Origin of the sequence: Thermococcus sp. GR5, assembly GCF_012027535.1 — an archaeon.
GTDB lineage: Archaea > Methanobacteriota_B > Thermococci > Thermococcales > Thermococcaceae > Thermococcus > Thermococcus onnurineus.
Window position 1 is genome coordinate 40,034 of the sequence record NZ_SNUN01000009.1, and the last position, 25,011, is coordinate 65,044.

Annotated in this window: 29 protein-coding genes and 1 tRNA gene; 13 read left to right on the top strand and 17 right to left on the bottom strand. The window is 51.5% G+C overall.

The window, feature by feature from the left end:
- Positions 1–117: 117 nt before the first annotated feature.
- On the bottom strand, positions 118–909 hold the full coding sequence (locus tag E3E33_RS09215; RefSeq protein WP_012571346.1) for an N-glycosylase/DNA lyase: 792 nt from the start codon (positions 907–909) through the stop codon (positions 118–120).
- Complete coding sequence (locus tag E3E33_RS09220; RefSeq protein ID WP_167710832.1) at positions 906–1,883, bottom strand: beta-ribofuranosylaminobenzene 5'-phosphate synthase family protein; 978 nt, start codon at positions 1,881–1,883, stop codon at positions 906–908. Before E3E33_RS09220 ends, E3E33_RS09215 begins: the two co-directional genes overlap by 4 nt.
- Positions 1,884–1,973: 90 nt before the next feature.
- On the opposite strand from E3E33_RS09220, the gene E3E33_RS09225 reads away from it, so the two are divergent.
- Complete coding sequence (locus E3E33_RS09225) at positions 1,974–2,288, top strand: hypothetical protein (protein WP_167710778.1); 315 nt, start codon at positions 1,974–1,976, stop codon at positions 2,286–2,288.
- A complete protein-coding gene (gene folP / locus E3E33_RS09230) occupies positions 2,285–3,103 on the top strand; it encodes a dihydropteroate synthase (protein ID WP_167710779.1) in 819 nt (272 codons plus the stop codon). The genes E3E33_RS09225 and folP overlap by 4 nt, the downstream gene beginning before the upstream one ends.
- Here folP and E3E33_RS09235 read toward each other — a convergent pair.
- The 3 genes from E3E33_RS09235 to sppA are packed head-to-tail and all read right to left on the bottom strand — an operon-like array spanning position 3,081 to position 5,574.
- Positions 3,081–4,082, bottom strand: a complete 1,002-nt coding sequence (locus E3E33_RS09235) for an AI-2E family transporter (RefSeq protein ID WP_167710780.1) — start codon at positions 4,080–4,082, stop codon at positions 3,081–3,083. The two genes, folP and E3E33_RS09235, sit on opposite strands and share 23 nt — an antisense overlap.
- The gene (locus tag E3E33_RS09240; protein WP_167710781.1) at positions 4,072–4,554 is read right to left on the bottom strand and encodes a PH1570 family protein; all 483 of its coding nucleotides are present in this window, start codon (positions 4,552–4,554) and stop codon (positions 4,072–4,074) included. The genes E3E33_RS09235 and E3E33_RS09240 overlap by 11 nt, the downstream gene beginning before the upstream one ends.
- Before the next feature lie 12 nt (positions 4,555–4,566).
- Positions 4,567–5,574 carry a signal peptide peptidase SppA gene (gene sppA / locus E3E33_RS09245; RefSeq protein WP_167710782.1) on the bottom strand — a complete coding sequence of 336 codons (1,008 nt, stop codon included), beginning with the start codon at positions 5,572–5,574 and terminating at the stop codon, positions 4,567–4,569.
- Positions 5,575–5,668: 94 nt separating this feature from the next.
- Between sppA and E3E33_RS09250 the strand changes: the two genes are divergently transcribed.
- Entirely contained in the window at positions 5,669–6,475 is an 807-nt protein-coding gene (locus E3E33_RS09250) for a sugar phosphate isomerase/epimerase (RefSeq protein ID WP_012571339.1), read from the top strand.
- On the opposite strand, the gene E3E33_RS09255 is transcribed toward E3E33_RS09250, so the two are convergent.
- From E3E33_RS09255 to E3E33_RS09275, 5 genes are all read right to left on the bottom strand, one after another.
- Positions 6,470–6,856: a ribonuclease III family protein gene (locus E3E33_RS09255; protein WP_167710783.1), complete on the bottom strand. Its 387-nt coding sequence runs from the start codon at positions 6,854–6,856 to the stop codon at positions 6,470–6,472. The genes E3E33_RS09250 and E3E33_RS09255 overlap by 6 nt on opposite strands.
- Positions 6,853–8,172, bottom strand: coding sequence for a hypothetical protein (locus E3E33_RS09260; RefSeq protein WP_167710784.1), 1,320 nt, complete (start codon positions 8,170–8,172; stop codon positions 6,853–6,855). Before E3E33_RS09260 ends, E3E33_RS09255 begins: the two co-directional genes overlap by 4 nt.
- A gap of 102 nt (positions 8,173–8,274) precedes the next feature.
- Positions 8,275–8,562: a DNA-directed RNA polymerase subunit L gene (locus tag E3E33_RS09265; protein ID WP_012571336.1), complete on the bottom strand. Its 288-nt coding sequence runs from the start codon at positions 8,560–8,562 to the stop codon at positions 8,275–8,277.
- Positions 8,552–9,184, bottom strand: a complete 633-nt coding sequence (locus E3E33_RS09270) for a DUF2067 family protein (RefSeq protein ID WP_167710785.1) — start codon at positions 9,182–9,184, stop codon at positions 8,552–8,554. The genes E3E33_RS09265 and E3E33_RS09270 overlap by 11 nt, the downstream gene beginning before the upstream one ends.
- Positions 9,185–9,186: 2 nt before the next feature.
- Complete coding sequence (locus E3E33_RS09275) at positions 9,187–9,774, bottom strand: exosome complex RNA-binding protein Csl4 (RefSeq protein WP_012571334.1); 588 nt, start codon at positions 9,772–9,774, stop codon at positions 9,187–9,189.
- Positions 9,775–9,894: 120 nt separating this feature from the next.
- Here E3E33_RS09275 and E3E33_RS09280 point away from each other — a divergent pair, with 120 nt between their 5' ends.
- Complete coding sequence (locus tag E3E33_RS09280; RefSeq protein WP_167710786.1) at positions 9,895–11,778, top strand: threonine--tRNA ligase; 1,884 nt, start codon at positions 9,895–9,897, stop codon at positions 11,776–11,778.
- Here the strand turns inward: E3E33_RS09280 and E3E33_RS09285 are convergent.
- The 4 genes from E3E33_RS09285 to E3E33_RS09300 form a co-directional block, all read right to left on the bottom strand.
- Positions 11,768–12,511, bottom strand: a complete 744-nt coding sequence (locus E3E33_RS09285; RefSeq protein ID WP_238516333.1) for a hypothetical protein — start codon at positions 12,509–12,511, stop codon at positions 11,768–11,770. The genes E3E33_RS09280 and E3E33_RS09285 overlap by 11 nt on opposite strands.
- Positions 12,512–12,576: 65 nt before the next feature.
- Positions 12,577–13,257 carry a TBP-interacting protein gene (locus E3E33_RS09290; RefSeq protein WP_012571331.1) on the bottom strand — a complete coding sequence of 227 codons (681 nt, stop codon included), beginning with the start codon at positions 13,255–13,257 and terminating at the stop codon, positions 12,577–12,579.
- Between the two features lie 100 nt (positions 13,258–13,357).
- Positions 13,358–14,152: a polyprenyl diphosphate synthase gene (gene uppS / locus E3E33_RS09295; RefSeq protein ID WP_012571330.1), complete on the bottom strand. Its 795-nt coding sequence runs from the start codon at positions 14,150–14,152 to the stop codon at positions 13,358–13,360.
- 6 nt (positions 14,153–14,158) lie between these two features.
- Entirely contained in the window at positions 14,159–14,683 is a 525-nt protein-coding gene (locus E3E33_RS09300) for a gamma carbonic anhydrase family protein (protein ID WP_012571329.1), read from the bottom strand.
- Between the two features lie 71 nt (positions 14,684–14,754).
- Between E3E33_RS09300 and hjc the strand changes: the two genes are divergently transcribed.
- From hjc to E3E33_RS09335, 7 genes are all read left to right on the top strand, one after another.
- Entirely contained in the window at positions 14,755–15,156 is a 402-nt protein-coding gene (hjc, locus tag E3E33_RS09305; RefSeq protein ID WP_012571328.1) for a Holliday junction resolvase Hjc, read from the top strand.
- The gene (locus E3E33_RS09310; protein WP_167710787.1) at positions 15,146–16,672 is read left to right on the top strand and encodes a hypothetical protein; all 1,527 of its coding nucleotides are present in this window, start codon (positions 15,146–15,148) and stop codon (positions 16,670–16,672) included. The genes hjc and E3E33_RS09310 overlap by 11 nt, the downstream gene beginning before the upstream one ends.
- A gap of 75 nt (positions 16,673–16,747) precedes the next feature.
- Positions 16,748–17,785 (top strand): lysyl aminopeptidase, encoded by a 1,038-nt coding sequence (locus E3E33_RS09315; protein WP_167710788.1) that lies wholly within the window; start codon positions 16,748–16,750, stop codon positions 17,783–17,785.
- A 139-nt stretch (positions 17,786–17,924) separates the two neighbouring features.
- Positions 17,925–18,314 (top strand): HepT-like ribonuclease domain-containing protein, encoded by a 390-nt coding sequence (locus tag E3E33_RS09320; protein WP_167710789.1) that lies wholly within the window; start codon positions 17,925–17,927, stop codon positions 18,312–18,314.
- Positions 18,311–18,865 (top strand): archaemetzincin family Zn-dependent metalloprotease, encoded by a 555-nt coding sequence (locus tag E3E33_RS09325; protein WP_012571324.1) that lies wholly within the window; start codon positions 18,311–18,313, stop codon positions 18,863–18,865. The genes E3E33_RS09320 and E3E33_RS09325 overlap by 4 nt, the downstream gene beginning before the upstream one ends.
- Positions 18,862–19,416: a class IV adenylate cyclase gene (gene cyaB / locus E3E33_RS09330; RefSeq protein ID WP_167710790.1), complete on the top strand. Its 555-nt coding sequence runs from the start codon at positions 18,862–18,864 to the stop codon at positions 19,414–19,416. Before E3E33_RS09325 ends, cyaB begins: the two co-directional genes overlap by 4 nt.
- Positions 19,400–20,230: a hypothetical protein gene (locus tag E3E33_RS09335; RefSeq protein WP_167710791.1), complete on the top strand. Its 831-nt coding sequence runs from the start codon at positions 19,400–19,402 to the stop codon at positions 20,228–20,230. Before cyaB ends, E3E33_RS09335 begins: the two co-directional genes overlap by 17 nt.
- On the opposite strand, the gene E3E33_RS09340 is transcribed toward E3E33_RS09335, so the two are convergent.
- Both E3E33_RS09340 and E3E33_RS09345 read right to left on the bottom strand, forming a co-directional pair.
- Positions 20,190–21,044: an ATP-binding cassette domain-containing protein gene (locus E3E33_RS09340; protein WP_167710792.1), complete on the bottom strand. Its 855-nt coding sequence runs from the start codon at positions 21,042–21,044 to the stop codon at positions 20,190–20,192. The genes E3E33_RS09335 and E3E33_RS09340 overlap by 41 nt on opposite strands.
- Positions 21,041–22,522, bottom strand: coding sequence for a TrkH family potassium uptake protein (locus tag E3E33_RS09345; RefSeq protein ID WP_012571320.1), 1,482 nt, complete (start codon positions 22,520–22,522; stop codon positions 21,041–21,043). The genes E3E33_RS09340 and E3E33_RS09345 overlap by 4 nt, the downstream gene beginning before the upstream one ends.
- Before the next feature lie 98 nt (positions 22,523–22,620).
- Between E3E33_RS09345 and map the strand changes: the two genes are divergently transcribed.
- Positions 22,621–23,508, top strand: a complete 888-nt coding sequence (gene map, locus E3E33_RS09350; RefSeq protein ID WP_012571319.1) for a type II methionyl aminopeptidase — start codon at positions 22,621–22,623, stop codon at positions 23,506–23,508.
- A 91-nt stretch (positions 23,509–23,599) separates the two neighbouring features.
- Here map and E3E33_RS09355 read toward each other — a convergent pair.
- Positions 23,600–23,687 (bottom strand) — tRNA-Ser (locus tag E3E33_RS09355).
- A 142-nt stretch (positions 23,688–23,829) separates the two neighbouring features.
- On the opposite strand from E3E33_RS09355, the gene E3E33_RS09360 reads away from it, so the two are divergent.
- Positions 23,830–25,005, top strand: coding sequence for a CBS domain-containing protein (locus E3E33_RS09360; protein ID WP_012571318.1), 1,176 nt, complete (start codon positions 23,830–23,832; stop codon positions 25,003–25,005).
- Positions 25,006–25,011: the final 6 nt, after the last annotated feature.

A 25,011-nucleotide genomic window follows, 5' to 3' on the forward strand; every position in this document is an offset into this window, starting at 1 on the left:
ACCTCCAATTATTAGCATCACCGTGAAAGAGTTTCCAATCATGTTACAACTAATATTAGAAGTATAAAAATTTTGCCTTTTAAGTGGGATTAATAAAAACGAAGGGGTTAAGAAAGGCTACAGAACGGTAAGCTCCAGAACCTTTTCAGCCTTATTACAGTGCTTTTTTAGCCTCTCCTTAACCTCCTCATTCTCACCAAGAACCGGCCATAAAATCGAGTCAATATGAAGCGGTGGGATTGAAACTTCCTCGGCTATCTTTTGCCAGAAGCTAACCGGCGGCTCATTTGTAAATCGCTTGGTGTAAGTGTTTATCCTCACATCGTCAGGGATTTCTATAGCCATTGGATACGGGACGAACTCCCCAAAGGTTATCCTCCCGGCATAGCCGAACATCTTGACAGCAAAGACAATTGTCTTAGCGTTCTTCTTTGAACCAAGCACGATGGCCAGGTCGTCTCTGAGCGCCACCATGTTGTCGAAGTAGTATCTTCTGAGGTCGTCAAGGGTTAGTTCCTTGAGAAAAGGTTCGAGCTTCTCAAGCCGCTTTATCTTCCCCGCGACGAGACGCCTGTTAGTTCTCGAAACTGGAAGAAACTCAGCGTAGGCCTCGGCTATGCCCTCAGTTGGGGGGTTATCAGAGAAATATTGCGAGAACTCCCACCACCACCGCTCGCCTTTGGCGGTCAGCTGGTAGCTGACTATAGAGTTAGCAATAACGAGCTTTATGAAGAGCTCACCGTCATCCAGGTTCTCGTGCAGGCTCCTGAGAGCATCAAACTGAAGGTCAACCTTTTCCTCAATTGTCCTCGCACACTCCAAGCCAAGCTCTCTTAAGATTCCCTTTAGGCGGGCAACTTTTGCTTTATCGACCTTATATTTTACCCTGATGAAGCGATCGAGGGTCAACTTTCCCCACCCATCACATTCTTTAGGAGCCTTTCAAGAAAGACGTTCTCCCCGGCTATCTCGGCACCTTTGTTCCTCGGAAGGCCCAGCTCAACCCTCGCTCTAATTCCGTGTTCCCGAAGGTAATCGTGGGCTTCAGCACTCAGTCTTGCGAACTCACTCTTGAGTATCAGCCCATAAACCGTCGGTCCCCAGGAGCTCTGGCCATACCCGTAGGTTTTCTGAGCCAAAAAGTCAAGTACCAGCTTAACGTCTTCCCTGAACTCGCCACCTTGGTAGGCTTCGAAGTGCCTACCCACGAGGCTCTGAATGGCACTTAGATGTTCGCCGAAGGTTTTTATGTTCCTCTCTTTGAGCGCTGGAAGGAGACCGAGCAGGATTCTATGGGATATCTCCATCGCGACGTCCACCCTTCCAACAACTCCTGCCATGACGGGCTTTTCTTCCTCTTCATCGAGGCCGGGCTCCAGCTCTGGGATTATGAGGAGAAATGCCCAGCTATCGGGGAAATCCTCGCGGAAGATGAGCGGAGGTATGCCACCCTTAACACCGCCGTCTATCACAAAACCTCCGTATTTAAAGGAGTAGATGCCTGCTCCACTGTTTTTACCTCTGCCGAGAACCTTTGCAAGCTCCTCAACGGAAACGTTTAGATTCCTGAGCCCTGCTATCCCGCTCGCCACCGCGAGGCTCAGCTGGGTTGTTGAGCCAAGACCAACGTGTCTTGGAATGGCCTTTCTGACCTCTACGAGATAGTTAACGCCCGTTTCATAGTGGGAGTTCATCCTCTTTATCGCGAACTCTATCGTCTCCCTGTCTTCGCCCTCCGCGATTATCCTCATGGCATCACTCTCAACTATTTTAACCTCGTAGCCACCCTCTAGGGCAACTCCAAGGCTTCCAAAGCGTCTTCCAAAGGTAGCGGAAGGGTCAATGAGCCCGAGGTGGAGCCTCCTGGGAGTACGGATTATCATGAACACCACCGGAGAAAGTTGATGCATATGTTTTTTAACCATTGGCAAAAACTTTTTAGGATGAATTTAATTACATTCTGCGGTGATAACATGCAGAGGAGTGAAAATCTGGGCCTCGAGGAGCTGATGGTGTGGATGCTTTACCTGGTGGCGTTCCTGCCGTTTTTTGTATCAGTTACTGCCGGGGGTGCCCTCCTCGTGCTTGCCGAGGTGTACTTTGTTCTTGTGCTGGCCAAGAACGGCAGGGACGTGATCCAGCTTCCTGTGCCGGGGGGATTTATTCTCCTGAACGCCGTCCTCATATGGAGCGACATGAGCTGGGAAATACGGCACGTGCTCACAGCCCTCGCGACCCTAACATTTATACTCTGGGGCATCAAGCTCAGTACCGAGGTGAAACCATGAAGTTTGCAAGGGTTGATTTGGACGAGCCGAGGATAATGGGGGTCATCAACGTCTCACCCGAAAGCTTCTACAAAGGAAGCGTCAAAAATGACGAAGAAAAGCTGATAGAAACTGCGGTGAAGATGGTGGAGGAGGGAGCCGCTTTTATTGATATCGGGGCGAAATCAACTGCTCCCTACCTTGAGACTCAAATTCCGCTTGAGGAGGAGATAAGAAGGGCAGTGTGGGCGATAAAGACCATCAGAGAGCATGTTGACGTTCCGATAAGTATAGACACCACCAGTGCGAAGGTCGCGGAGGAAGCCCTCAAAGCTGGTGCTGACATCATAAACGACGTTACCGGCCTCAAAGGCGATGAAAAAATGGCAGAAGTGGCTAGAGAATACGGCGCCCCGGTGATAGTCTGCGCCCACGGAGAAGTACGGAACCTCAGCGACCCGGTTCACACCGTCATAGATTTCCTCGAGGAGAGCATAACCATAGCCGAAAAGTACGGCATCGAGGAGATTGCTGTTGATCCAGCCATCGGATTCCTCCGCCCGGAGTGGCCGCCTTGGTACGAGTGGGACTCCAAGGTCATAGCAAACCTCAACGCCCTCAAGATATTTGGCAGACCGATACTTATTGGCGTTTCGAGAAAGTCGTTCATCGGAGCAATAACCGGCAGAAAAGACCCCTCGGAAAGGCTTCCGGGAAGTTTGGCGGCCACAGCAATAGCCGTCCTCAAGGGTGCTAACATAGTGAGAACACACGATGTGAAAGAAACGCTCGATGCGGTTAAGATAGCAGACTTCATAAGGCGGTTCGCGCCTTAGCTTTCACTTCTTTCCACTCCTCCACGAGGGTGACCAGAAGGGACAGCGCGACAGGGCCGATTATAATGCCGACGAATCCGAAGGCCAGAAAACCTCCAAAAATACCGACAAGGGAAACCAGTGCGTTTACACCTCTCTCCCTAACCGCTATTCTCGGCCTGAGCAGAAAATCTGGGAGCGGCGAGATAAAAACGATGCCGTAGAAAGCGAAGAGAATGCCCCAAAGGATGTTACCCCCATTGATGAGGTACACAGTTCCCGCAAGCCAGACCACCCATCCGCCAAATACCGGGAGGAGCTCGAATATAACTGTGAAAATTCCCGCAGCGATCGCACCACCCGTTTCGGCCATTCCAAAGAGCAAAAAGCCAGCAGCAGCAAATATTCCCTTGAGAACGCTAAGGGAGAGCCAGCCACGCAGGAGGTTGTGGAGGGTTTCGCCAGCTCTTTCGAGAAGCTTTATCGCCAGCTCTCGGTTCTCCGAAGGCAGGAGAGAGTAGACCTCGCGCTTTATCGCCCTAGCGTTGACTAGGATGCCGTAGAAGGCGAAGACCATCACTATTGCCTGGAGAGAGAGCTTGGGAAGGGAGTAGGTGTAGCCGAGGATGTACTCCTCGAAGCGCTTCGGTATGTCCTCGGCGAGCTTCTGAACGAGCTCGTAGAGCGAGGGCGGGAGGTTGAATGTGAGGAGCCATGTGAAGAAGCCGTCTATGTAGTGAGCGAGCGAGTGCTTGACGTCATTCATCCACAAAGCAAAGCCTATTATGAAGAAAAACGTCAGGATTGTCAGGAGTATGGTCATCGTAAATGCAGAAAGCCGGTTGCCCATTCTTCTTGCAAGCCTTTCATGGAATGGGTAAAGTATGTAGGCAAGGGTCACGGCTATGATGATAGGGGAAAGGATAGGGCTAACCGTCTCCCATACAAGGTAAAGGACTATGAGGGAAATCGCTATCCATATGGCAGCTTCAAGCTCCATCCAACATCCCCAGGTACTTGAGTATCAACTCTCTCGCGCTTGGCTTGTTAAAGACGAAGAGCACTCCCCTGCCCTCGTCAAGGATGAAGTTCTTCCCAAGGACTAATAAACCTTTCTTGAGCCTGTGGATCTCGGCTTTCTCAAAGTCGATGGCATCTTTAACCTCTTCCGGAGCATTTATCCCCGCGAGGACCTTCTCAAGCCTGTTGAGGACACTTTGGTTTAGGAACTTTATCGGGCTTGGCCTGAACTCTTCGGCCGTTATCTCGCCAGCGTCCATATAGATGCCCCAGGACTCCTTGGCGCACTCGAAGGGGTAGACGTAGTCCTCGCCGTAGTCCGGCAGGTAGAGCTCCCTTATGATGGCCAGCAGAACTCTTCTGGCATCACTCCCATAGAACTCTATCCTGAGGTTGAACTTCCCATCCTCGAAGCCGTTCTCAAACACCCCGAGCTTCTCCTCGCACAGCAAGCTCCCACCCCCTCAGCCCGTTTTCAGGTAGGGATCAACATAGCGGGGGTCAAGAAGGAGAGCCGTGCTTCCGAATATGGCAAAGTTCGAAGATGAGCGACCGCTGTAAATCACTATTCTCGGGTTGGTTACATTAAGCATCTCCCCAAGCACCTTGACAGCGTAGTCCAGGTCACCGGTCTCATCTACGAGGCTTCCGGTGACGTTCATTGCAAACCACGTCCTTCCGGTAGCGTACTCCTTCGTCTCGTTGAGACTCATGCCCCTGCTACTGCTCACGGCCTGGAGGAAGGCCTGGAAGTAAGTGTCAACACTCTCGGTTATCATAGCCTTCTCTTCTTCGGTCAATCCCCTCCACTCGGCGCCCATGTCTTTGTATGGGCCTGTTTTGAAGACCTCCACCTTTATCCCGTTCATCTCGTAGTTCTGCTGAAGGTTATAGTGGACGTAGATGACCCCTATGCTCCCAACCTCAGCAAGCGGGTCGGCGATTATCTCCTCCGCCCCAACCGCTATGTAGTAGCCTCCCGAAGCCGCTATCCCACCGGTATAAGCTACGACAGGCTTTATGAGGTTGAGCTTCTTAACAGTGGCGTATATCTCCCTCACCGGACCGACATAGCCGCCGGGACTCTCTATCCACAGCACGACGCCCCCGATGGAATCATTCTCGGCGATGTCTCTAAGAACCGGGATAATACTAAGGGCAGTGTACTCGTCGATAAGCCCGAAGATGGGAACAATGGCTATGGTGGTGTTGCCCTCGGGGAGGTTCTGCTCCCTCAGCTGAGCTTTGAGGAAGTCAAGTTGCCTCTGGAGCTCGTCTAACTGGAGCTTGTAGGCCGTAACGTTGCAGCTTGCGTTGATGGATCCTTCAACTATGACCGTGTTTGTGACGTTTGAAGGTATGTAGTTCTGGAGCTCGGAGTTCTGCATGTAGAGCAGAACAACCGCTATGCTGGATGCCGCGAGGAGAAGAATGAGAATTGCCGAGACGTATTTCCAGACGTTTTCCCTCATTCACTCACCCACGTATAGTCTGGACTGAAACTTTTAAACTCTGCCCCTCGCTAAGCTTTTATATCCAGCGCTCTACTCTTGTGTAGGTGGTAGCATGGAGATAGGTGTAACGATTTATCCGCATTTCGTCACGAAGGACAAGACGCTCGCCTCGATTCTAGCCGACGTTAAGATAAAGAACTACGACTTCGTCTCGATATTCCCGCACACCCTTGGACTTATCAAGAACGGTGTCGTCGTCGAAAAGAAGCTCAGGAACGTAGAAACGACCCTCCGCGGCGTTGGCATCGACTACATAGTGAGGATGCCAACCTCGGTCAATCTGCGCGACCACATCTACTATACCCGGCACTTCAGGGTTGCGAGAGCTATAGCAGACGTCGCCATAAAGCTTGGTGCTAAGGTCATCGTCATGCAGAGCGGCAGAACCGGAAGGCTCGACCTCGAGATAGAGGCCATCCAGCAGTTGGCGGATATGGTCGCCCCGTTCGGCATAAAGATAGCCCTCGAGAACACCTTCAGCGTCAAGGACACCCTCTACGTCGTCGACAACGTTGATAGGGAGAACGTTGGCTTTGCACTCGACGTCGCCCATGCCTTCCTGAGCGCCCAGGGAGACGCTGACAAGCTCCTCGAGGACGTCAAGCTCGGAACCGACAAGACGGTCATCCTCATGATACATGACAACTTCGGAAAGTTCTTCCCGCAGGTTGAACCCGAGGATGCCCTAGCTTATGGTGTCGGCGACCTACACCTTATGCCCGGTGAAGGAAACATACCCTTCGGAAAGGTGCTCAGGCTCTTCGGCGAGGTCCCTCTCCTGCTGAAGGTCAAAGATCCAGAGAAGTTCGCCAAGGTACCGACGAAGCAAGGACTTATAGAGTTACTGACGAGCCTATAAGTCCAGCCTTTCCTTTATAACTTTGAAAACCTCTGCAAAAGCCTTCCCTATCGCCTCTTTTCTCCTTGAGAAGTGAGTAACATCCTCGGTGAAGTTTTCCTTCAAAATCTCCACGGCTTCCTCAACCGTTATCTTCCCCTCAAGCCAGGCGTAGGCAAAGATGGCTTCCGCTATGTCCCCCTTGCCGTGTTTATCAGTCCTCGGTGGAACCACGTGCCTCAGACCGGAGAGCTCGAGGGCGATGCTCAGGGAAGCGTTCGGGACCCTTTCGCCTGTTGGTCTTCCAAGGTACTCGCTTAAGGCCAGCGAGAATACAAAGTTGATCAGTGAATCGCCAAACTTTGACAGTCCCTTGTCCGTGAAGTTCCTCTCGTACTTCAAGCTCTCACCCACCCCTTCTCGGAGAGCCAGGCTTTAAGGTTTTTGAGGTGTGGGACCGTTGAAGTCAGGATTATAGTGTAGAGAAGGACCGTCAGACCGAGGCTATAGGCGACGTAGGCCTCGTCGCTGAAAATTCTAAGCGTTAGACGGTCCATCAGGGCCACCATCCCCCAGTTGGGATTTCGCAGGTGCACGTGGAACCAGAAGGAAGTGGGATGCATTATGGGCCAGAAACCGATATAGATTGCAGTTCCCAAAGCTAGGGCCGAAGAGAAACCCCTTATCCGAAAAGCAATAATAATAAGGAAAGCCACGAGAGGGGCTAGGTACTGGGGATTAACCCTCCAGAAAGTGGCAACGAAAACGAGGTAGGCAAGAGAAGTCGAGACGAACAAATCCTTCTCAAATGCATGTCTCAGGAAGACGAGTGCAAATAGAAGGGCCGCGGGAATGTACCAGCGCTCGAGAAAAACCAGCGTATCAATTCCTCTCGTCTGATGGAGGTATGTGGCTAGGCTCGAAACTCCGTTCAAGCTGTAAGAAATCGGTAGCGTGTAGCCAACTCGCATTCCCCCTAGAAGCTCGGGAAGAGAACAGAGGCTTGAAGGACAGAGGAGTAACATCGGAAGGAAAGGAATCAAAGCACCGAAGAAAAAGAGGGCAAGTCTCTTAACGCCCGACTTATCATCAAGAAGGGCATCCCAGAGGGAAACGAGGACCGGAAAAAGGAGGGTATGCTTGACAGTTAGGGTAAAGCCATAGAGCGCGTAGGGGAGCTTTTCTCTCCTGGTCGATATGTAGAGGCCAAACAGGAAGAAGAGGAGAGCTAACTGGTCGAACATACCGTAGACTGCTGAAACGTAAATAGTTACCGGATTCAGATAGTATAGAACTGTTCCGAGGACGGCAACTTTTTCGCCCCGTCCCCTGAGAAGGAGGTACAGGGTAACGGCCGCGAAGGTGTCCGCAGCTATGAAAACCAGTTTGACGGAGAAAGCCCAAGTTGGGTCAACGTAAACGTAGTATGTTTCCCCGCTCCAAAAGGCCTCGACAGAGCCCCCAACAATTGAGCGGATCAGCGCGAGAAGGTACGCCAGAACCGGACCGTAGACATAGGGCCAAGGATAGGGCCAGCCCTCCCCAATGTGGCCAATTGAATCGGCATAGGCATAGAAACAGGTCTTATACTCCAGCATCGTTCCTGCAAAGCCGTAGAACTGGGCCAGGTCGCTGCCAGCCGAATAAGGGGCAAGTACGAGCCTCACCACAAGCCCTAGAAGGATCACAGCAATTAGCGCTGCCGGAGGATGCTTCAATCATTCCACCTCACGAAAGGTCGAAATGTTTCAACTTAAAGTTAGAACAGTCCAGGATTTAAGGGTTTTGGATGTAGACTAGAAATTAGAAAAGAGTGGGGCTCACTCGCCCAGGACCTCTTTCCAGGCCTCGAGAACTGCCCTAGCCCTGTCGAATATCTTCTGCGCCGCCTCCTCGAGGACCTGCTCTGGGGTTATCTTGCCGTCGGTGACAACCCTGAACTTCGGCTTCCTCGCCATTAGCACTGGGTGTTCAATGGTGTAGCCCGCGAAGGTGACGTGCTCGTTTTCGTGAAGCACCTCGTTGAGCAGGTTGGCGAAGGTATGGTCCTCTCCCTCAAGGTAGAACTCAAGGACGTTTTCCTCACGCTTGATGACCTCAATCCTCATTTTCCTCACCCTTCAGATGGTTAAGCAGTATCTCCAGCGCCTGATCCTTGTTCTTCACCAGTTCGTATTTAAACTTATCCTCTTTCCACTCCGCCAAGCCGAGCTCCAAAAGCAGGTCTGTAACCTCGGAGGGATCCATGTCGTAGACCACCGCAACCGGCAGGATGACCTCCCTTATCTGTCTGGTCGTCTGGAGGGATATATCCGAGAGGTACTCGCCGAGGGTCTCAACGAGTTCCACGATTTCCTCCCAGGGCATCGACGTTACCAGCTCCCCATCCTTGACTTCCACAGTCTCTCCGAGGAGCTCGAGGGTTTTGAGGAGTATCGGCGTCGAGACACTGACCCCAGCTTCTCTGAACAGGTCATCTATAGTGTAACGGTAGAGTCCGCGCCTGTCGGGATAGAGCTTGGCCCTAACGCGGTTGTGTATCTCCCTGATCTTGTGGATGGCATCTCGTATCTCCTCCTTCGTGCCCTGGATGTTTATTTTTAGGTCGTTGAGCTTCCCGTGGACGTAGATGAAAGCCGGCAGGCGGAGTCTCTGGAGTTCCCTGAGGAACTCCTCCTTCTCTCTATCATCGCGAACGTGAATGGTTATTACCTTCTTCGCCCTCGCCATGTTCACACCTTCAGCTTTCTGTACAGGGATGAGAGCTTCCTAGTCTCAACATGGCCACACCTTGGGCAGACGAGCTGGTTACCCCTCCTCACGAGCGGTGCTCTGCATCTGGAACAGAGGGCGTATATAACACCAAGGTCGTAGCCCTTTGTGGAGAGCTGTATGGGGCTCTTCTCGTTAGCGATGACTTTAGCGCGAACTATGTCCCCTATCTTGAACTCGTTGGTCATGCTCTCTACGTAGCCGTCTCTGACCTGAGAGACGTGTATCCCGGCGAGCTTCGAGGTAGCTATCTCCCTATCATTTCTGCCCTCAATTTTAACGAGCTGGACTATCGCAGCCTGGGGCTTGACCTCTATGACCTTGGCGATAACGACGTCGCCTATCTGTGGGAGAGGGGGCGTATCGGTGACAGGTTCAATACTGATTTCCATCCTGTCTGGGTCTATCCTTACCTTTCCGGCCCTGATGGCGTAGAGCTCTCCGTTTTCCTCCTTGACACCTTCACCAGGGAGATATTCCTCGATGACACCGAGGTAATCTCCAGGAAGAACGAGGTCGCCGTTTTTTACGCCTTTCTTTTCATCCATTCTCCCACCTCCATGGAAGTTCCCGTCAGGATTTTTTAAGTCTTTGCCACGCGGGAGAATTTATAAAGCCAAGGGGAAAAGTTTTAGTAATTCCAATTGAGCCTATGGTGGTGGTTAAGGATGAGAATGCTTCTAATACACAGCGACTATTTGGAGTACGAGGTCAAAGACAAGGCCTTGAAAAACCCAGAGCCAATAAGCGAGGAGCAGAAGAAAGGCCGCCTGGAGGAGGTTCTGGCGGTTTTCATAAGCGTTGAAAAAGTCGATGAGACCAATCCCGATGAGGTTGTCGAGAAGGCCGTTAACGAAATCAAAGATGTTGCCTCCCAGGTTAAAGCCGAGAATGTCTTCGTCTATCCCTTTGCCCACCTCAGCAGTGAGCTGGCCAAGCCAGACATCGCCCTGGAGGTTCTTAGGGAGGTCGAAGAGAAGCTCAGGGAGGAGGGCTTCAATGTCAAGCGCGCCCCCTTCGGCTACTACAAGGCCTTCAAGCTCTCTTGTAAGGGCCACCCACTGGCAGAACTCAGCAGGACGATAGTCCCGAGCGGCGAAGCCAAGGCCGAGGAGGAGATTCCAGAGGCCCTCAAGAAAGAGGAGGAAGAACTCGTCAGCTACTGGTACATCCTAACCCCCGAAGGTGAGCTCATAGAGGTTGACAAGTTCGACTTCACCGGCCACGAGAACCTCAGAAAGTTCGCCAACTACGAGATAAGCAAGAGCCGTATCGCTGACAGGGAGCCACCACACGTCAGGATAATGCTCGAGCAGGAGCTCGTTGACTACGAACCAGGAAGCGACCCCGGAAACCTACGCTACTACCCGAAGGGCAGGCTCATCAAGGGACTGCTGGAGCAGTACGTCACGGAGAAGGTCGTTGAGTACGGGGCGATGGAAGTCGAGACCCCGATTATGTACGACTTCGAGCACCCAGCGCTTGAAAAGTACCTCAACCGCTTCCCGGCGAGGCAGTACATCGTTAAGAGCGGTGACAAGAAGTTCTTCCTCCGCTTTGCTGCCTGTTTCGGTCAGTTCCTCATCAAGAAGGATGCCATTATAAGCTACCGCAACCTGCCGTTGAGGATGTATGAACTGACTAGATACTCTTTCAGGCGCGAGAAGAGCGGTGAGCTTTCCGGCCTCAGAAGACTTAGGGCCTTCACGATGCCCGATATGCACACCGTCGCCAGGGACCTCAAACAGGCCATGGCCGAGTTCAAGAAGCAGTACAAACTCAGTATGGAGGTTCTTAAGGGCGTTGGACTAACTCCAGAGGACTACGAGGTGGCCATAAGGTTCACCGAAGACTTCTGGAACGAGAACAGAGATTTCATCGTCGAGCTGGCAAAGATAATAGGCAAGCCCGTCCTGATAGAGATGTGGAAGCAGAGGTTCTTCTACTTCATACTCAAGTTTGAGTTCAACTTCGTGGACAACCTCGACAAGGCTGCCGCCCTTAGCACCGTCCAGATAGACGTTGAGAACGCCGAAAGGTTCGGCATAACCTACTACGACGAGGACGGCAAGGAGAAGTACCCGCTCATCCTTCACTGCTCGCCGAGCGGCGCCATCGAGAGGGTTATGTACGCAATCCTCGAGAAGCAGGCCAAGCTCCAGTCCAAGGGCATCAAACCGATGTTCCCGCTCTGGCTCAGCCCGATACAGGTCCGTGTCATTCCTGTCAGCGAGGAAGTTCTCGACTACGCACTCTACGTTGCAGGAAAGCTCGAGGGTGCCAAGATTCGCGTCGACGTTGATGACACCTCCGACAGGCTCAACAAGAAGATAAGAAAGGCCGAGAAGGAGTGGATTCCCTACGTTATCGTCGTCGGCAGAAACGAGAAGGAGCAGAACACGATAACCGTCAGAAAAAGGAGCGACGGAAAGCAGGGTGAGATGCAGCTCGAGGACCTCATAAGGGAGATAAGGAGCCAGACTGAGGGCTTCCCCTACAAGCCGAGGCCGCTGCCGCTTCTCCTCTCGAAGAGGCCCAAGTTCAGGGGCTAATCTTTCGTACCTTTAGCTTTTCTATTCCTTTGTCTTTTGTGACTCTGAAGGAATAGGCCGTTGGCTCAAACTCTTCGTATGGAGCTGTTATCAGATAAAGGAACTCTCTTGGACCATCTTCGTCAAGCCGAGACCTTGCAAGAATAACGTAATCACTTATGCTTGCTACCCACGCAACAAAGCGCCGGGAGACTACGTCCTGATTGATGGCAAGAATCAGCGTGGAGTTGGGAAGCTCAATGCTCCTTGAAGCGAGGGTCTGGTTCAAAAGCTTTAGGGTGTTATCTTCACCCAGCATGAGGGATGCACCATCGAGAGTGTATATCAGGCGAAGTGCTGGCTTCTCCGAGAGATATTCCTTCAAATTGGTGGTATATATGCGTTCGATCTTCGGATTCAGAGTTTCTGGCTCGACCTTATCGAGGTAGAAGACGTTTGGAATGTCCTCCCTTGAGAGGTACCTTGAACCAAAGAGGTCTATTATTGCCATCTCTCCATTCTTCAGCGCTTCTATGACATTGAGGCCAACAGTCCCTGCCTTTCTCATAAACGCATTCAGTGGGATGGTGTAGTTTGAGACGATTCCAAAGTATCCGTTTTCCAAACCATAGCGCAAGAGCAACAAAGAAATTTGCCAGGCGGAAGAGTAGGCGTCATAAATTATGCTAACTGTTGAACCGGAAAAGTCCTCCTTGCGGAAGATGTCAATGACGTTCATCTCCATCACTGCCATCACCTCCACGAACGCTGTATACTGGATTCCAGCCCGCTGATTGCATCAACAGAAAAAAGAAGGGATCACTCAATGGGGCCCGTCATGCCAGCCATTATTTCATTGAGAAAGTCTCTGGCCTCTTCACTGAATTTTTCCATGGGCACTTCCTTGCCGTACTTGTCGTAGACCTTTCTTTCCCGGAAGTTTATCTCAAAGACCTCGTACTTCTCCTCGCCCTTCTCATGGTGCTTTATTCCGTGTCCCTTGAGGTGACTCTCAAGGCTTTCGACGTCCACGTACTTGCCACACTGCTCGCACTTATAGAACTGCCAGAAAACGTAGTCCTGGCCGGTGAGCATGTTGTTCTTTATGTGCTGGACAAGCACTCCTCCGAGGTACTCGTAGAAGTCTTCCTGAATAAGGCCGCCCTCTCCTTCGACGACCTTAAAGCCGCTCCAGACTATGTGGTCGTTTATGTCTGCAAGAGTGGCCTTTAGGTAGCGGTAAGTGAGAATGAAAGCCCCGTTGTGAATGTAGAACACGTTCTTGTCAGGAATCGCGATTATCCTGATTCCATCGGCTTTCTTCTCTGAGAGCTTCTCGGCGTGTTCCTTGTTGTCAGCGACGTCTATGGTGATTCTAACGTTGCTCTTCTTGTGAATTCCGATTATCCTGTCACCCTCGATCTTCCAGTGATAGTCATCAAGGTATCTCACTTGCGCATAAACTTTTTTGATCCTCGGGCTGAGCTCCTCGTAGTTCATTGATCACCACCGTGGAAAAATCTCGTCCAATGTTAATAAGCTTTAGCGGAAAATTTTAAAAAGGGTGGTTCTGCCAGAAGAAGGTCCCAATTAAAGAACGCTACCTTCCAAAGCGCCTCTGCCGCTTCTGGTACTCGCGGATTATCCTGAGGAAGTCTATCTTCCTGAACTCAGGGAAGTACACATCAACAAAGAAGAGCTCGCTGTAGGCTATCTGATAGAGCAGGAAGTTGCTTATCCTCACTTCACCACCCGTCCTTATCACGATGTCCGGGTCAGGCATGTTGGGATAGTAGAGGTACTTCTTAATGAGATCCTCGTCGATGTCTTCCCGGCTTATCTTTCCGGCCAGAACGTCGTCCACTATCTCCTTCACGGCGTCCGCGATCTCGCTCCTTCCACCATAGGCCAAAGCTATGTTGAGGGTGTAATTGTTGTACTTCCTAGTGACCCTCTCGGCTTCTTCAGCAGCTTCTCTCACATTCTCGGGGAGGAGCTCCTTCCTGCCTATAACGTTTACACGGATGCCGTACTTGTGGATCCTCTCATCATTCACGAGCTCACGGAACTTCTCCTCGAAGAGGTTCATGAGGGCGTTTACCTCCTCCGGGGAACGCCTGAAGTTTTCCGTGGAGAAGGCGTAAACGGTAAGGGTTCTTATTCCAAGCTCGCGGCACCATTCCAAAATCTCCTCGAGCTTTCGGGAACCAAAAAGGTGACCATACCAGGGGGGCTTTTCGAGCTTTCTGGCCCATCTCCTGTTGCCGTCCATTATTATAGCTACGTGCTTCGGAATGCGACCTCCCTTAACCTTGTCGAGAAGGTAGCTTTCATAGAGGTCGTAGGCGGGCTTGAATAAAATGTGAGGGATATGTGAAACCAAACGGGATATCATCAGACATCACTCAATCTTCTTTCTGCTTCCCAGGTGCTTTTCGGCGAGCTCTATATAAATCTCAGCGTTCTTCTTGGTCCACTCAATCTCTTCCTCGCTGAGCTGCCTGACGACCTTTCCTGGAACGCCGACAACGAGGCTGTAGTCTGGTATCTCCTTGCCCGGGGGGACGAGGGCACCTGCACCTATGACGACGTGCTTGCCTATCCTGGCGCCGTCAAGGATAATCGCGCCCATGCCTATGATGGTGTAGTCGCCTATCTCCGCCCCATGGACAACGGCGTTGTGTCCGATGGTAACGTATTTTCCTATGATCGTCGGCTGGCCGTGGGAGGTGTGTATGCTCACGTTGTCCTGTATGTTGGAGCCCTCTCCAACGTAAATCTGCTCTATGTCTCCCCTCAGGACTGCAGACGGCCAGACGCTCGTCTTCGCCTCAAGGACAACGTCTCCTATGACCGAGGCAGTCTCATCGATGAAAGCGGTCTCGTGAATTTTAGGCTTCTTTCCCTCGAACTCGTAAATCGCCATATTCATCACCGCCCTTAACTCCTCGACATAACTTATAAACCTAACCGGACAAGATAGTCCGAGGGAGTGCAATGCGATACAGAAGAGGCGCAAGCGCCGAGAGGGAGCTCATAAAGATGCTTGAGAAGGCCGGCTTCGCGGTTGTTCGCTCGGCTGGAAGCAAGAAGGTCGATATCATAGCCGGCAACGGAAAGCTCTACCTCTGCATAGAGGTGAAGAGCACCCACGACGAGAAGCTATACTTCAGCAGGGAAGACTACGAGAAGCTCATTTCCTTTGCGGAGAGGTTTGGAGGAAAACCTATAATTGCGGTCAAGTTCATAAACAACGGTTGGCGCTTCTTCTACCCGGAGAACCTGGAGAGCGGCGGCAAAAACTATAAGGTTAGCCTGCAGACACCAAACTATCTAACCTTTGATGAAGTTGTTGGAAAGCAGAGGTCCCTCGAAGGGGTGATAAAGGGTGAAGCTTAGAGGTCTGCCCCTGATAATTCTGATGATTCCGGTTTTTCTTCCGGCGGTAAGTGCCCAGTCGCCGCTCGCCATAATCCCGCTCAACGACGAATTCTCAGGTGTTCCTGGGGACATCATAATAATCCCCTTCAAGCTCATGAATCTTGGAAACCAGACACTCTCAAACGTCACGGTTTACGTCACCGGCCCAACGGATGGCTTCCTCTACCAGAGCAAGGTGATTCGAGACCCAATTGAACCGAACGAGACGATTCAGGACACGCTCTCCGTCAAGATACTCAACGTCGATCCCGGAAAATACACACTCACCCTCGTCGCGAGGGCCGGCTCCAGCTATTCAGAGGCCCAAATAACTGTCAGTGTGAAGACCTTTGTCGACTACGCCCTCAGGATCGACGTAGGCGACGAGTACACTTACGGGAGCAACATCACGGCTGCCCTCAGGATAACATCCCGGGCGAACGGTGTCATTATAGGAAGAATAGGATATACTCTCTCCCGCGATGGTGATGTTCTCGAGACGTTCTCGACCACAATCTACCTGAAGCCAGGTGAGAGCTGGATAAAGAACATCACCCTCATCACGCCGAAGGTCGGGAACTACATGATCTACTTCTGGGCCAACTTCAGCGGCAGATTCAAGAGCACAACGGCAACCTTCCGCGTTTACCAGAGGAACCTGAGATACGATGCCTACTTCAGGGACGGAGCAATCTACGTCCACGTGTACGATGAGGACGAAAAGGGCGTTTCCGACATCTCCGTCAGGATAAATGGTGTACCATTCAAAACCGACGACGATGGGACCGTCTCCTACCTTGTGGACCAGCCGGGGACTTACGAGATAGTCCTCAATCTCGACGGAAAGATCGTTACGACCTTTGTAGAGGTAAAAAAGCTCTTCCTGAGCTATTTTCAGAAAAACGGGACACTTCTAGTGAAGGTGGTCGATTCCACTGGGGAGCCAGTTCCAAACATAACAGTTACTGCATCAGGGCCACTCGGCAAGGACTACGCTGTCACGAACTCTTCGGGAATAGCGGTTGTGGACCTTGAGAAAACGGGCTATGGAACCATTATGCTCAAGGCCGAGAGCAGCAGGTACGTGGGAGCCGAGGCCAGTGCCAAGGTCGTCCCACCGGTGACGCCCACACCAACGCCAACCACCACTACCAGCTCGCCCTCGAACACGACCACCACCCCCGTGCAGCCGCCAAAGAATTATGGTCCTCTCGCGGCAATACTCCTCATAGCCGGCGTCCTGCTCGCCGGAACGTCCTACGCAGCGTTCTTCATGCCCATTATCCAGGAGGAGAGGCTCGACCGCTATTACTTCGTTAAAGTTAAGGCCCCCAGACTGAGGAGCATTGACAACTTCCGCTTCGAGAAGGGAGTTACTGCCCTAGGTGCCAGGGCCACGAAGGGAAGCGCGAAAGTGGAGGACAACAGGGTTGTGTGGGAGATAGAGCACCTCGAGCCCGGCGAGGAGGCCTACCTTCAGGTCATCCTGGGCTGACTTCTCTTTTCTCTTCGTAAACCTTATTAAGGAGGCCGAATACCTTCAGAGGGAAATCTAAAGGAGGCGAAAGCCATGGTGAATATTGAACTTTTGAAGAAGGTCGTCGAAGCTCCAGGTGTTTCCGGTTACGAATTTCTTGGAATAAGAGATGTTGTTATTGAGGCTCTGAAGGACTACGTCGATGAAATCTACGTCGACAAGCTCGGCAACGTTATAGCCCACAAGAAGGGTAATGGACCAAAGATAATGATCGCCGCCCACATGGACAAGATAGGCATCATGGTAAACCACATCGACAAGGAAGGCTACCTCCACGTCGTCCCCGTTGGCGGTGTTGACCCGAGGACTCTGGTTGCCCAGAGGATTCGCTTCTTTACCGAGAAGGGCGAGCGCTTTGGAGTGGTCGGCCACATACCGCCGCATCTCCAGAAGCCCGAAGACAGGAAGAAGGCGGCGAACTGGGACACCATTGTTGTGGACGTCGGTGCCGACAGCAAGGAAGAGGCCGAAGAGATGGGCTTCAAGGTTGGAACCATTGGCGAGTTTGCCCCAGCTTTCACCCAGCTCAACGAGAACAGAATTGCAACGCCCTACCTTGACGACCGTGTCTGCCTTTACGCGATGATTGAGACTGCCAGAGCCATCGAGAATCATGAGGCGGACATATACTTCGTGGCCAGCGTTCAGGAAGAGGTCGGCCTCAGGGGTGCGAGGGTTGCCAGCTACGCCATCGATCCGGAGATTGGTATCGCTATGGACGTCACCTTCGCCAAGCAGGTCGGCGACAAGGGCAGGATAGTTCCCAAGCTCGGTGGCGGTCCGGTTATGGACGTTGGGCCAAACATTAACCCCAAGATAAGGACCTTTGCCGATGAGATTGCCAAGAAGTACGAGATACCACTCCAGGTCGAGGCCTCCCCAAGGCCAACCGGAACGGACGCCAACATAATGCAGATAAACCGCGAGGGCGTCGCAACTGCCGTTCTGAGCATACCGATAAGGTACATGCACAGCCAGGTCGAGACCGCTGACCTTAGGGACATCGACCTCACGGTAAAGCTCGCCAAGTACATGCTTGAGGAGCTCAGACCAATGGACCTCACTCCATGATACCACGTTCGTGGCGCAACTTCCTCCGGGATAGAACCCGGCATCCAGCCCTTTCCTTTGATTATTTCAGCTCTCTTCTCCGTCCCCCTCTGGGAAAAGTTTATTTCATTGTCTTCCCAGCCTATTATAGGTGTGGGAAGTGAACGTTGAATACATCGTTGAGAGCATCGAGCTGATAAAGGAGGCAATGCCAGATTCCCTTGAGGAGTTCAAGTTGATGGGCCTAGCAAAGGATGGAATATACAAGAGGCTCGAGTTCGCCATACAAGCCCTCCTTGAGGGCCTCTCGGAACTCGGTCGGAAAAGGGAAATAATAGCCCTTTCGTACTCTGATCTTATCAGGTCCCTTGAAGAGAAGGGAATCCTGCCAAAAGAGACTGCCGAAAAAGCGGAATTCCTCGCCCAGCTGAGGGAGGTACTCATCTACGATTACGACCTCATGAACGATGAGATAGCCTTCAGGAACATGGAGGAATACATCGAGTACGTTAAGGAGCTCCTTGAATTCCTCAGGGGTGTTGAGGGGTGATACTCATCGTGCCTATCGGCACCGTTGATGGAATGGTGACCGAGGAGATAGCGAAGTTCGTAGGCTCGTATTATCCACATTTCGGCCTCACTGTTGAGATATCCGACGCTATCCCTCCAGAACCGTTTTTGAAGGCATACAATTCCTTAAGGAGGCAGTTTCTTGGGAGAGCTTTTCTGATAACACTCTCGGAGCTTGGGAGGATGAGGAATGCAAGAGCAGTCCTCGGGATTACATCGCTCGACCTCTATGAGGAGGGATTGAACTTCATCTTCGGTCTGGCCAATTCGAGGCTCGGGGCGGCGGTTATTTCCACATTCCGTCTCAGGCCGGAGTTCTATGGGAAGCTGCCTAACAGGAGGCTCTTCGTTGAACGAGCAATCAAAGAGGCCATGCACGAGCTCGGGCACGTCTTTGGTCTTCCCCACTGCCCGAAGGGAGAATGCGTCATGCATTTCTCAAACTCGATAATTGATACAGACATTAAGGGGCCGCTCTACTGTCCCACCTGCCTGAGGAAGCTTGAGAAGAACTTGGGGGTTGGAAGATGATAGAGATAGAGGTTAAGGGCTATGCAGACGACGAAGTGTTTGAGAGGGTGAGAGAGAACTTCAAGCTGATAAGAAGGGAGTACCACGAGGACACCTACTTTCAGCATCCCTGTCGGGACTTTGCCAAGACAGACGAAGCTTTAAGGATCAGGATAAGACGTTTCAACGGGCACTTTGAGGCCATTATGACCTATAAAGGGCCGAAAATCGATCCCAATTCGAAGACGAGAAAGGAGATAGAGGTTCCCCTGAGCGATCCGGACAAGCATACAGAAATCCTTGAGAGTCTAGGATTCAAAGAGGTGCTGATCGTCGAGAAAACCAGGGAAAAGTACTACGTTGATAAGGGCATTGTCATAGCACTCGACGAGGTTGAAGGCCTCGGAAAGTTCATCGAGATAGAAGCGCTGGCTGAGAGCGAGGAGGTCGTGGAGGAGACCGTTAGAGTACTGAGTAAGATACTGGCCTCCCTCGGGGTCAAGAAGTTTGAGAGGCGTTCCTACCTCGAGCTGATGCTTGAGAAGGAGGTAGGTCATGGGGAAGCTGGATGATTTTTTCAAATCCATCATAGGCGGAAAGGAAAAGAAGTCCGAGCTCGAAATCCTAGAAGAAATTGAGGAATACCTCAAAATGAAAGAGATAGACAAGGCTCTAGAACAGATAAAGAACCTTGAGAAGGAGCACAACATCTTCCTGGCCCTGAGAATGGTAATACGCTCCATCGTGGAGCAACTGGACAAGGAGGAGCAAACCGGCACACTAAACGAGGAAGATGTCAGCAGAACGCGGGAGAGAATAAAGGAGATGATACCCGCAGTCAACGCCCTCTTCAATCCTCGGTATCGGGCACTGCTGATGGCTGATCTGGCAATCCTATTCTACCGGCTCGATGACGAACTCAACGGAGACCTAGCCCTTCGCACGGCCATTAACTTGGCAGAAAACCACGATGATATAATCAGGGAGATACTGATGAACCTGATAAGACTAGGCCTCCTGGACAAGGCAGGCTATGCCATGAAGATGGTCCGCGATCCAGAGAAGCTCGATGTTGTCCTCGTACATCTGGCGGAGATGTTCTACCGCGCAGGGGAGGTGGAGAAGGCAAAGCTGATAATTAAACACATTGCCAGCCCCTTCCACAAGGCTATGGCCCTATACTACATAGCCTCCATAGAGGGAACACAGAACAGAGAGGAAGCTCTCAGAATACTTGAAGGGGCCTTTAAACTGGCGGAGGAAGTGGAAGACCCCGACGCCAGGTTCGAGCTCATGCTCAAGCTATACGATCTGAAACACTCACTCCTTGGTGAAGCATTAAACCTCAGAGAGATCTTATCCCGGAGAGAAGTTCCTCCTCAGTGAGAGCCAGCCGGCTTATTAAACCCCTCTTTTTAAGTTCGTAAGATATCTCAAGGCTTGGGGGAAGATTTATACCGAGTCTCCTAAGAGTTTCGGCTTCCTCCGCTATCTCCTGCGGCTTCCCCTCGAGTACTATCGATCCTTTATCCATGACTATTATCCTGTCTGCGAAGCGGAGTATGTAATCCGTATGATGTTCCACCAAGACGACTGTGATTCCATGCTCCTTCCTGAGGAGCAAAACAAGTCCTAAAACCTCATTTCTCCCCAAGGGATCGAGCTGGGAGGTTGGCTCATCGAGAACCAGGACTGAAGGCTTCATTGCTAGGACAGCTGCTATCGCCAAGCGCTGCTTCTGGCCACCGCTCAGGTTGGGGGGGAACTCCTTCTCAAGACCTTTAAGACCAGAAACCTCAAGCACCCAGCGAAGACGCCTCATTATCTCGTTCCGGTCCAGGCCAAGATTTTCCAGGCCAAATGCTATCTCCTCCTCGACTGTCATGCTGAAGAGCTGGCTCTCGGGGTTCTGGAGAACTAGTCCGACAACGGTTGAAAGCTTCGCAACTGGGGTTTCTATGGTGTTATACTCCTCTCCAGTTCCAGGATCTCGGACGATGACTTCTCCAGAAAAGTCACCCCTTATCGAGTGGGGAATTATACCGTTAAGCGTCAGACAGAGCGTCGACTTCCCGCTCCCGCTCGGGCCAATTATTCCAAGTAGCTCACCTCTCCTGACTTCAAAGCTGACATCCCTCAAGGAATACTCCTTTGCCCTTCTGTACCTGAAGCTGAGGTTCTCAACGGTTATCACGTTCATCTTTTGCCCACCACCCTGGGGGCGAGGAAGAAGACGCTTATTATGAACACCAGCGTTGAGAATATCTCCAGCCTGCCTATCCACATGTGGAGGATGAGGAGAATCTTCATGTCAACGGGAAGACTTGGAGACGTGATGCCCACACTGAGACCGACGTTTCCTTGGGCAGAAGCCACCTCAAAGAAGGAATCAACGAGACTCGTCCCAAGGCGAACCATAGTGTAGACAGTTCCGATGAGAAGGAATGCAAAGTACGTCATGGTGAAGCTCATGACCTCCTGAACATCTTCGTCGCTGAATATATAGTTCCCAACCTTCCTCTTGATTATCGCACCCCTAGGCAGTATCGCACCTTGAATCGTCCACTTGAGGCTTTCGTACATCAACGTAACTCGGATGAGCTTTATACCGCCTGCAGTGCTTCCAGCACCGCCTCCTATGACCATGAGTATTCCTATCATGAACTTGGCCAGCTCGGGATACTTGCTGAGATCCGCTATCCCGAATCCGGTACAGGTTATGGCAGAAACCGCATGGAAGACCGCCTGTCTGAGGGCATCACCAATGGTATCGCCGATCTGGGCGAGACTGAAGGCCATTACCGCTATTGTCGGGAAGAGGAACACGAACATGTAGCGAACCTGAACGTCCTCAAAGAATGGCTTCAGGTGTTTGTCCCGAAATATCCTGTAGTGAACCGTGAAGTTAACGGCACCCATTATCATGAGGAAAATCGTGACTGCCTCTATTGCGGTGCTGTTGAAGTAGCCTATGCTCAGGTCGTGGCTACTCATACCACCCGTGCCAAGACCCGTCATGGAGTGTATGACGGCATCAAAAAGCGGCATGCCGTTGAGATAGTAGAGATAGACACCCACCAGAGTAAGGACGAAGTATATCTCGAAGATAACCTTCGATGTGTTGACAAGATTCGGCAGGATTCTCTCACTCCTAGCTTCAGCTCTGTAAAGCCTCGCCGCCGCGACTCCCGGACGGATGAGTATAGTAAGGGCGACAAGGACGATACCAATTCCCCCCAGCCACTGCATCCAAGAGCGCCAGAAGATGAGAATGTGGGGGTAGCTCTCGAGGTTGCTCATCATGGTGAGTCCAGTCCCAGTCCAGGCAGACATGCTCTCGAAGTAAGAATCAACGAACGACATTCCTCCAATAGCCATAAAGGGGACGACGCTTATGAAAGATGCAAAGAGCCATGTAAAAGCTGCTGAGACCATCGCCTGTCTCAAATTGACGTCCTCAATCTTCCCCATGTGTCTCGCGAGCCATGCGCCAAGGAGGATACTAAATATCCCAGGAATTGCAAAGTAGATTACGTAGTCGATTTCATCGGGATAAAACCAGGCTAGCAGTATCGGGAAGAGATAGGCAAGGCCGACGCCCTGGAGGATTGCACCTATCAGGTTTTTGACTACGAAGAGATCGTCTGATATATTGATGTACTTGCCAAGCTCGAGCATGGGCCCACCGTAGAGGTAGGGTCTGCACCAAATAAAAGGTTTTTCCTGGGTGGAAAGGTTTAAGGGCGGGGACTGCTTTCTTATCCTGGTGATAGAACGTGGATGAAAGGGAGGCCCTCATAAAAGCTGGGGAGATAGCCAGACAGGTTAAGAAAGAAGTAATTAGCCTAATAAAGCCAGGGACAAAGCTTTATGATATAGCCGAGTTCGTGGAGAGAAGAATAATCGAGCTCGGCGGAAAGCCTGCCTTTCCGTGCAACCTTTCGATAAACGAGATAGCGGCACACTACACGCCCTACAAGGGCGACGAGACCGTTCTAAAGGAGGGCGACTACCTAAAGGTTGACATTGGGGTTCACGTTGATGGTTATATAGCCGACACCGCCCTGACCTTCCGGGTCGGAATGGAAGAGGACGACCTAGTGACGGCTGCGAGAGAGGCTCTCGAGAACGCTATAAAAGTCATCCGCGCCGGAATCAAGATAAACGAGATTGGAAAGGCCATAGAAGAAACCATTAGAGGATACGGCTTCAACCCGATAGTGAACCTCAGCGGTCACAAGATAGAGAGGTATAAACTCCACGCCGGCATCTCAATCCCCAACATCTACCGTCCAGCGGACAGCTACGTGCTGAAGGAGGGTGACGTGATAGCAATAGAACCCTTCGCCACAACTGGGGCAGGACAGGTCATTGAGGTTCCGCCGGCACTGATTTTTATGTATCTCAGAGACAGGCCAGTGAGGATGGCCCAGGCAAGAAGAGTGCTTATGCACATAAAGAGGGAGTACAACGGCCTTCCCTTCGCATACCGGTGGCTCCAGGGGTTTATGCCCGAAGGCCAGCTTAAGCTAGCCCTAGCCCAGCTCGATAGAGTGGGGGCGATATACAGCTACCCGATACTGAGGGAAGTCCGCGGCGGTCTCGTTGCTCAGTTCGAGCACACTGTCATAGTCGAGAAGGAGGGGGCTTACATAACCACCTGACTGAAAGCCTCTTTTCTACCCTTTAATCTCCCCAAGAATAGCTTTGGAAGGAAGTGTAAGGAAGGAAAAGACTCCCAACGGGCTCGGCAGATGGCGCCGGGGCAGGGATTTGAACCCTGGTGGGCTCGACGCCCACGGGATCTCGAGTCCCGCGCCTTCCCAGGCTAGGCTACCCCGGCGCGGTTTGGAGTTCTCGTGCGAGTTTTATAAACCTTTCCGCGAAACATTTATTAACCTAACTTAACTAAAATCTATCGAGTCAGGATTGCAAAGGTTTAAATTATTGGGCGCCCTAATAATAAAATGAAGGAGGTGGCAGAAATGGTCGGTATTCTTGTGCAAGAGGTTATGACCGACAGGTTCCAGAAGATAGACATCAACGCCCCACTTTCTGAGGCGATTGGTATCTTTGAGAAGGAAGACCCTGACCTTATTCTGGTCTTTGACGGAGACGTATACAAGGGTGTCCTTACTCAAGACCTTATTATACACTCCCACCTCAAGTGGGATCCCACCAAGGCTAAGGTTAAGGATGTTTATAAGACCGCTCCAGTTATCAAACCGGATGAGGATCTAAGCAAAGCCGCCAAACTTATGATCGAGGTTGACCTGCGTTCCCTTCCAGTTGGGGAGAGCAAAGCTGAAATAATTGGAGTCATAAGCGATTTAATGCTCCTGGACAGGATCGCTAAGGAAGAGTTCGGAAAGAGAAAGGTAGAGGAGTTCATGACGAAGGACGTCATCACTCTCAAGCCAGACGACACGGTTGCCAAAGCCTTAGCGGCGATGCGCGATCACTCTATATCCAGGATACCCATCGTAAACGAAGAGGGTAAGCTTGATGGCCTCGTTACGCTCCATGACCTTATAGTCAGGTTTATAAAGCCGCGCTTCAGGGCTCAGACAGGTGAACTCGTTGGTGAGAAGATACCACCATTCTCGACCCAGCTTAGGGAGGTCATGATAAGGGGCGTCATTACCATACAACCCGATGCCACTGTCCAAGAAGCCGTTGCAAAAATGATAGACAACAACATCGATGGCCTTATCATTGTAGATGAGAACGAGAAAGTTAAAGGTATCCTTACCATCAAGGATTTGCTCCTGCCGATTTCAAGGATGGTCGAGAAGGAGGCAAGATTCTACCTCCAGCTCGGAGGAGACGCCGCCCTACTGAGCGACTTCACCAGAGAGAGAATTATAGATGACATCAAACGCTTCGTGGACGGCTATGAAGATCTGCTAGGCAATGAGGGTATAATATACCTCCACATCCGGCGCTTCAGCGAGAAGTTCAGGGGAGTCTACCTCTATCAGGCAAGGATGAGAGTAGTTACCGACAGAGGCATCTTCATCGCGACCGGAGAAACCTGGGGAGCAATACAGGCTGTTCACGATGCCCTGAGGGCAATAGAGAGACAGCTCCTCCAGAAGGCCGAGCTCGAGAAGGACACTCACTACTACAAGCGCTTCCTTGAAAAGATGGGACTGGATTGAAGGGGG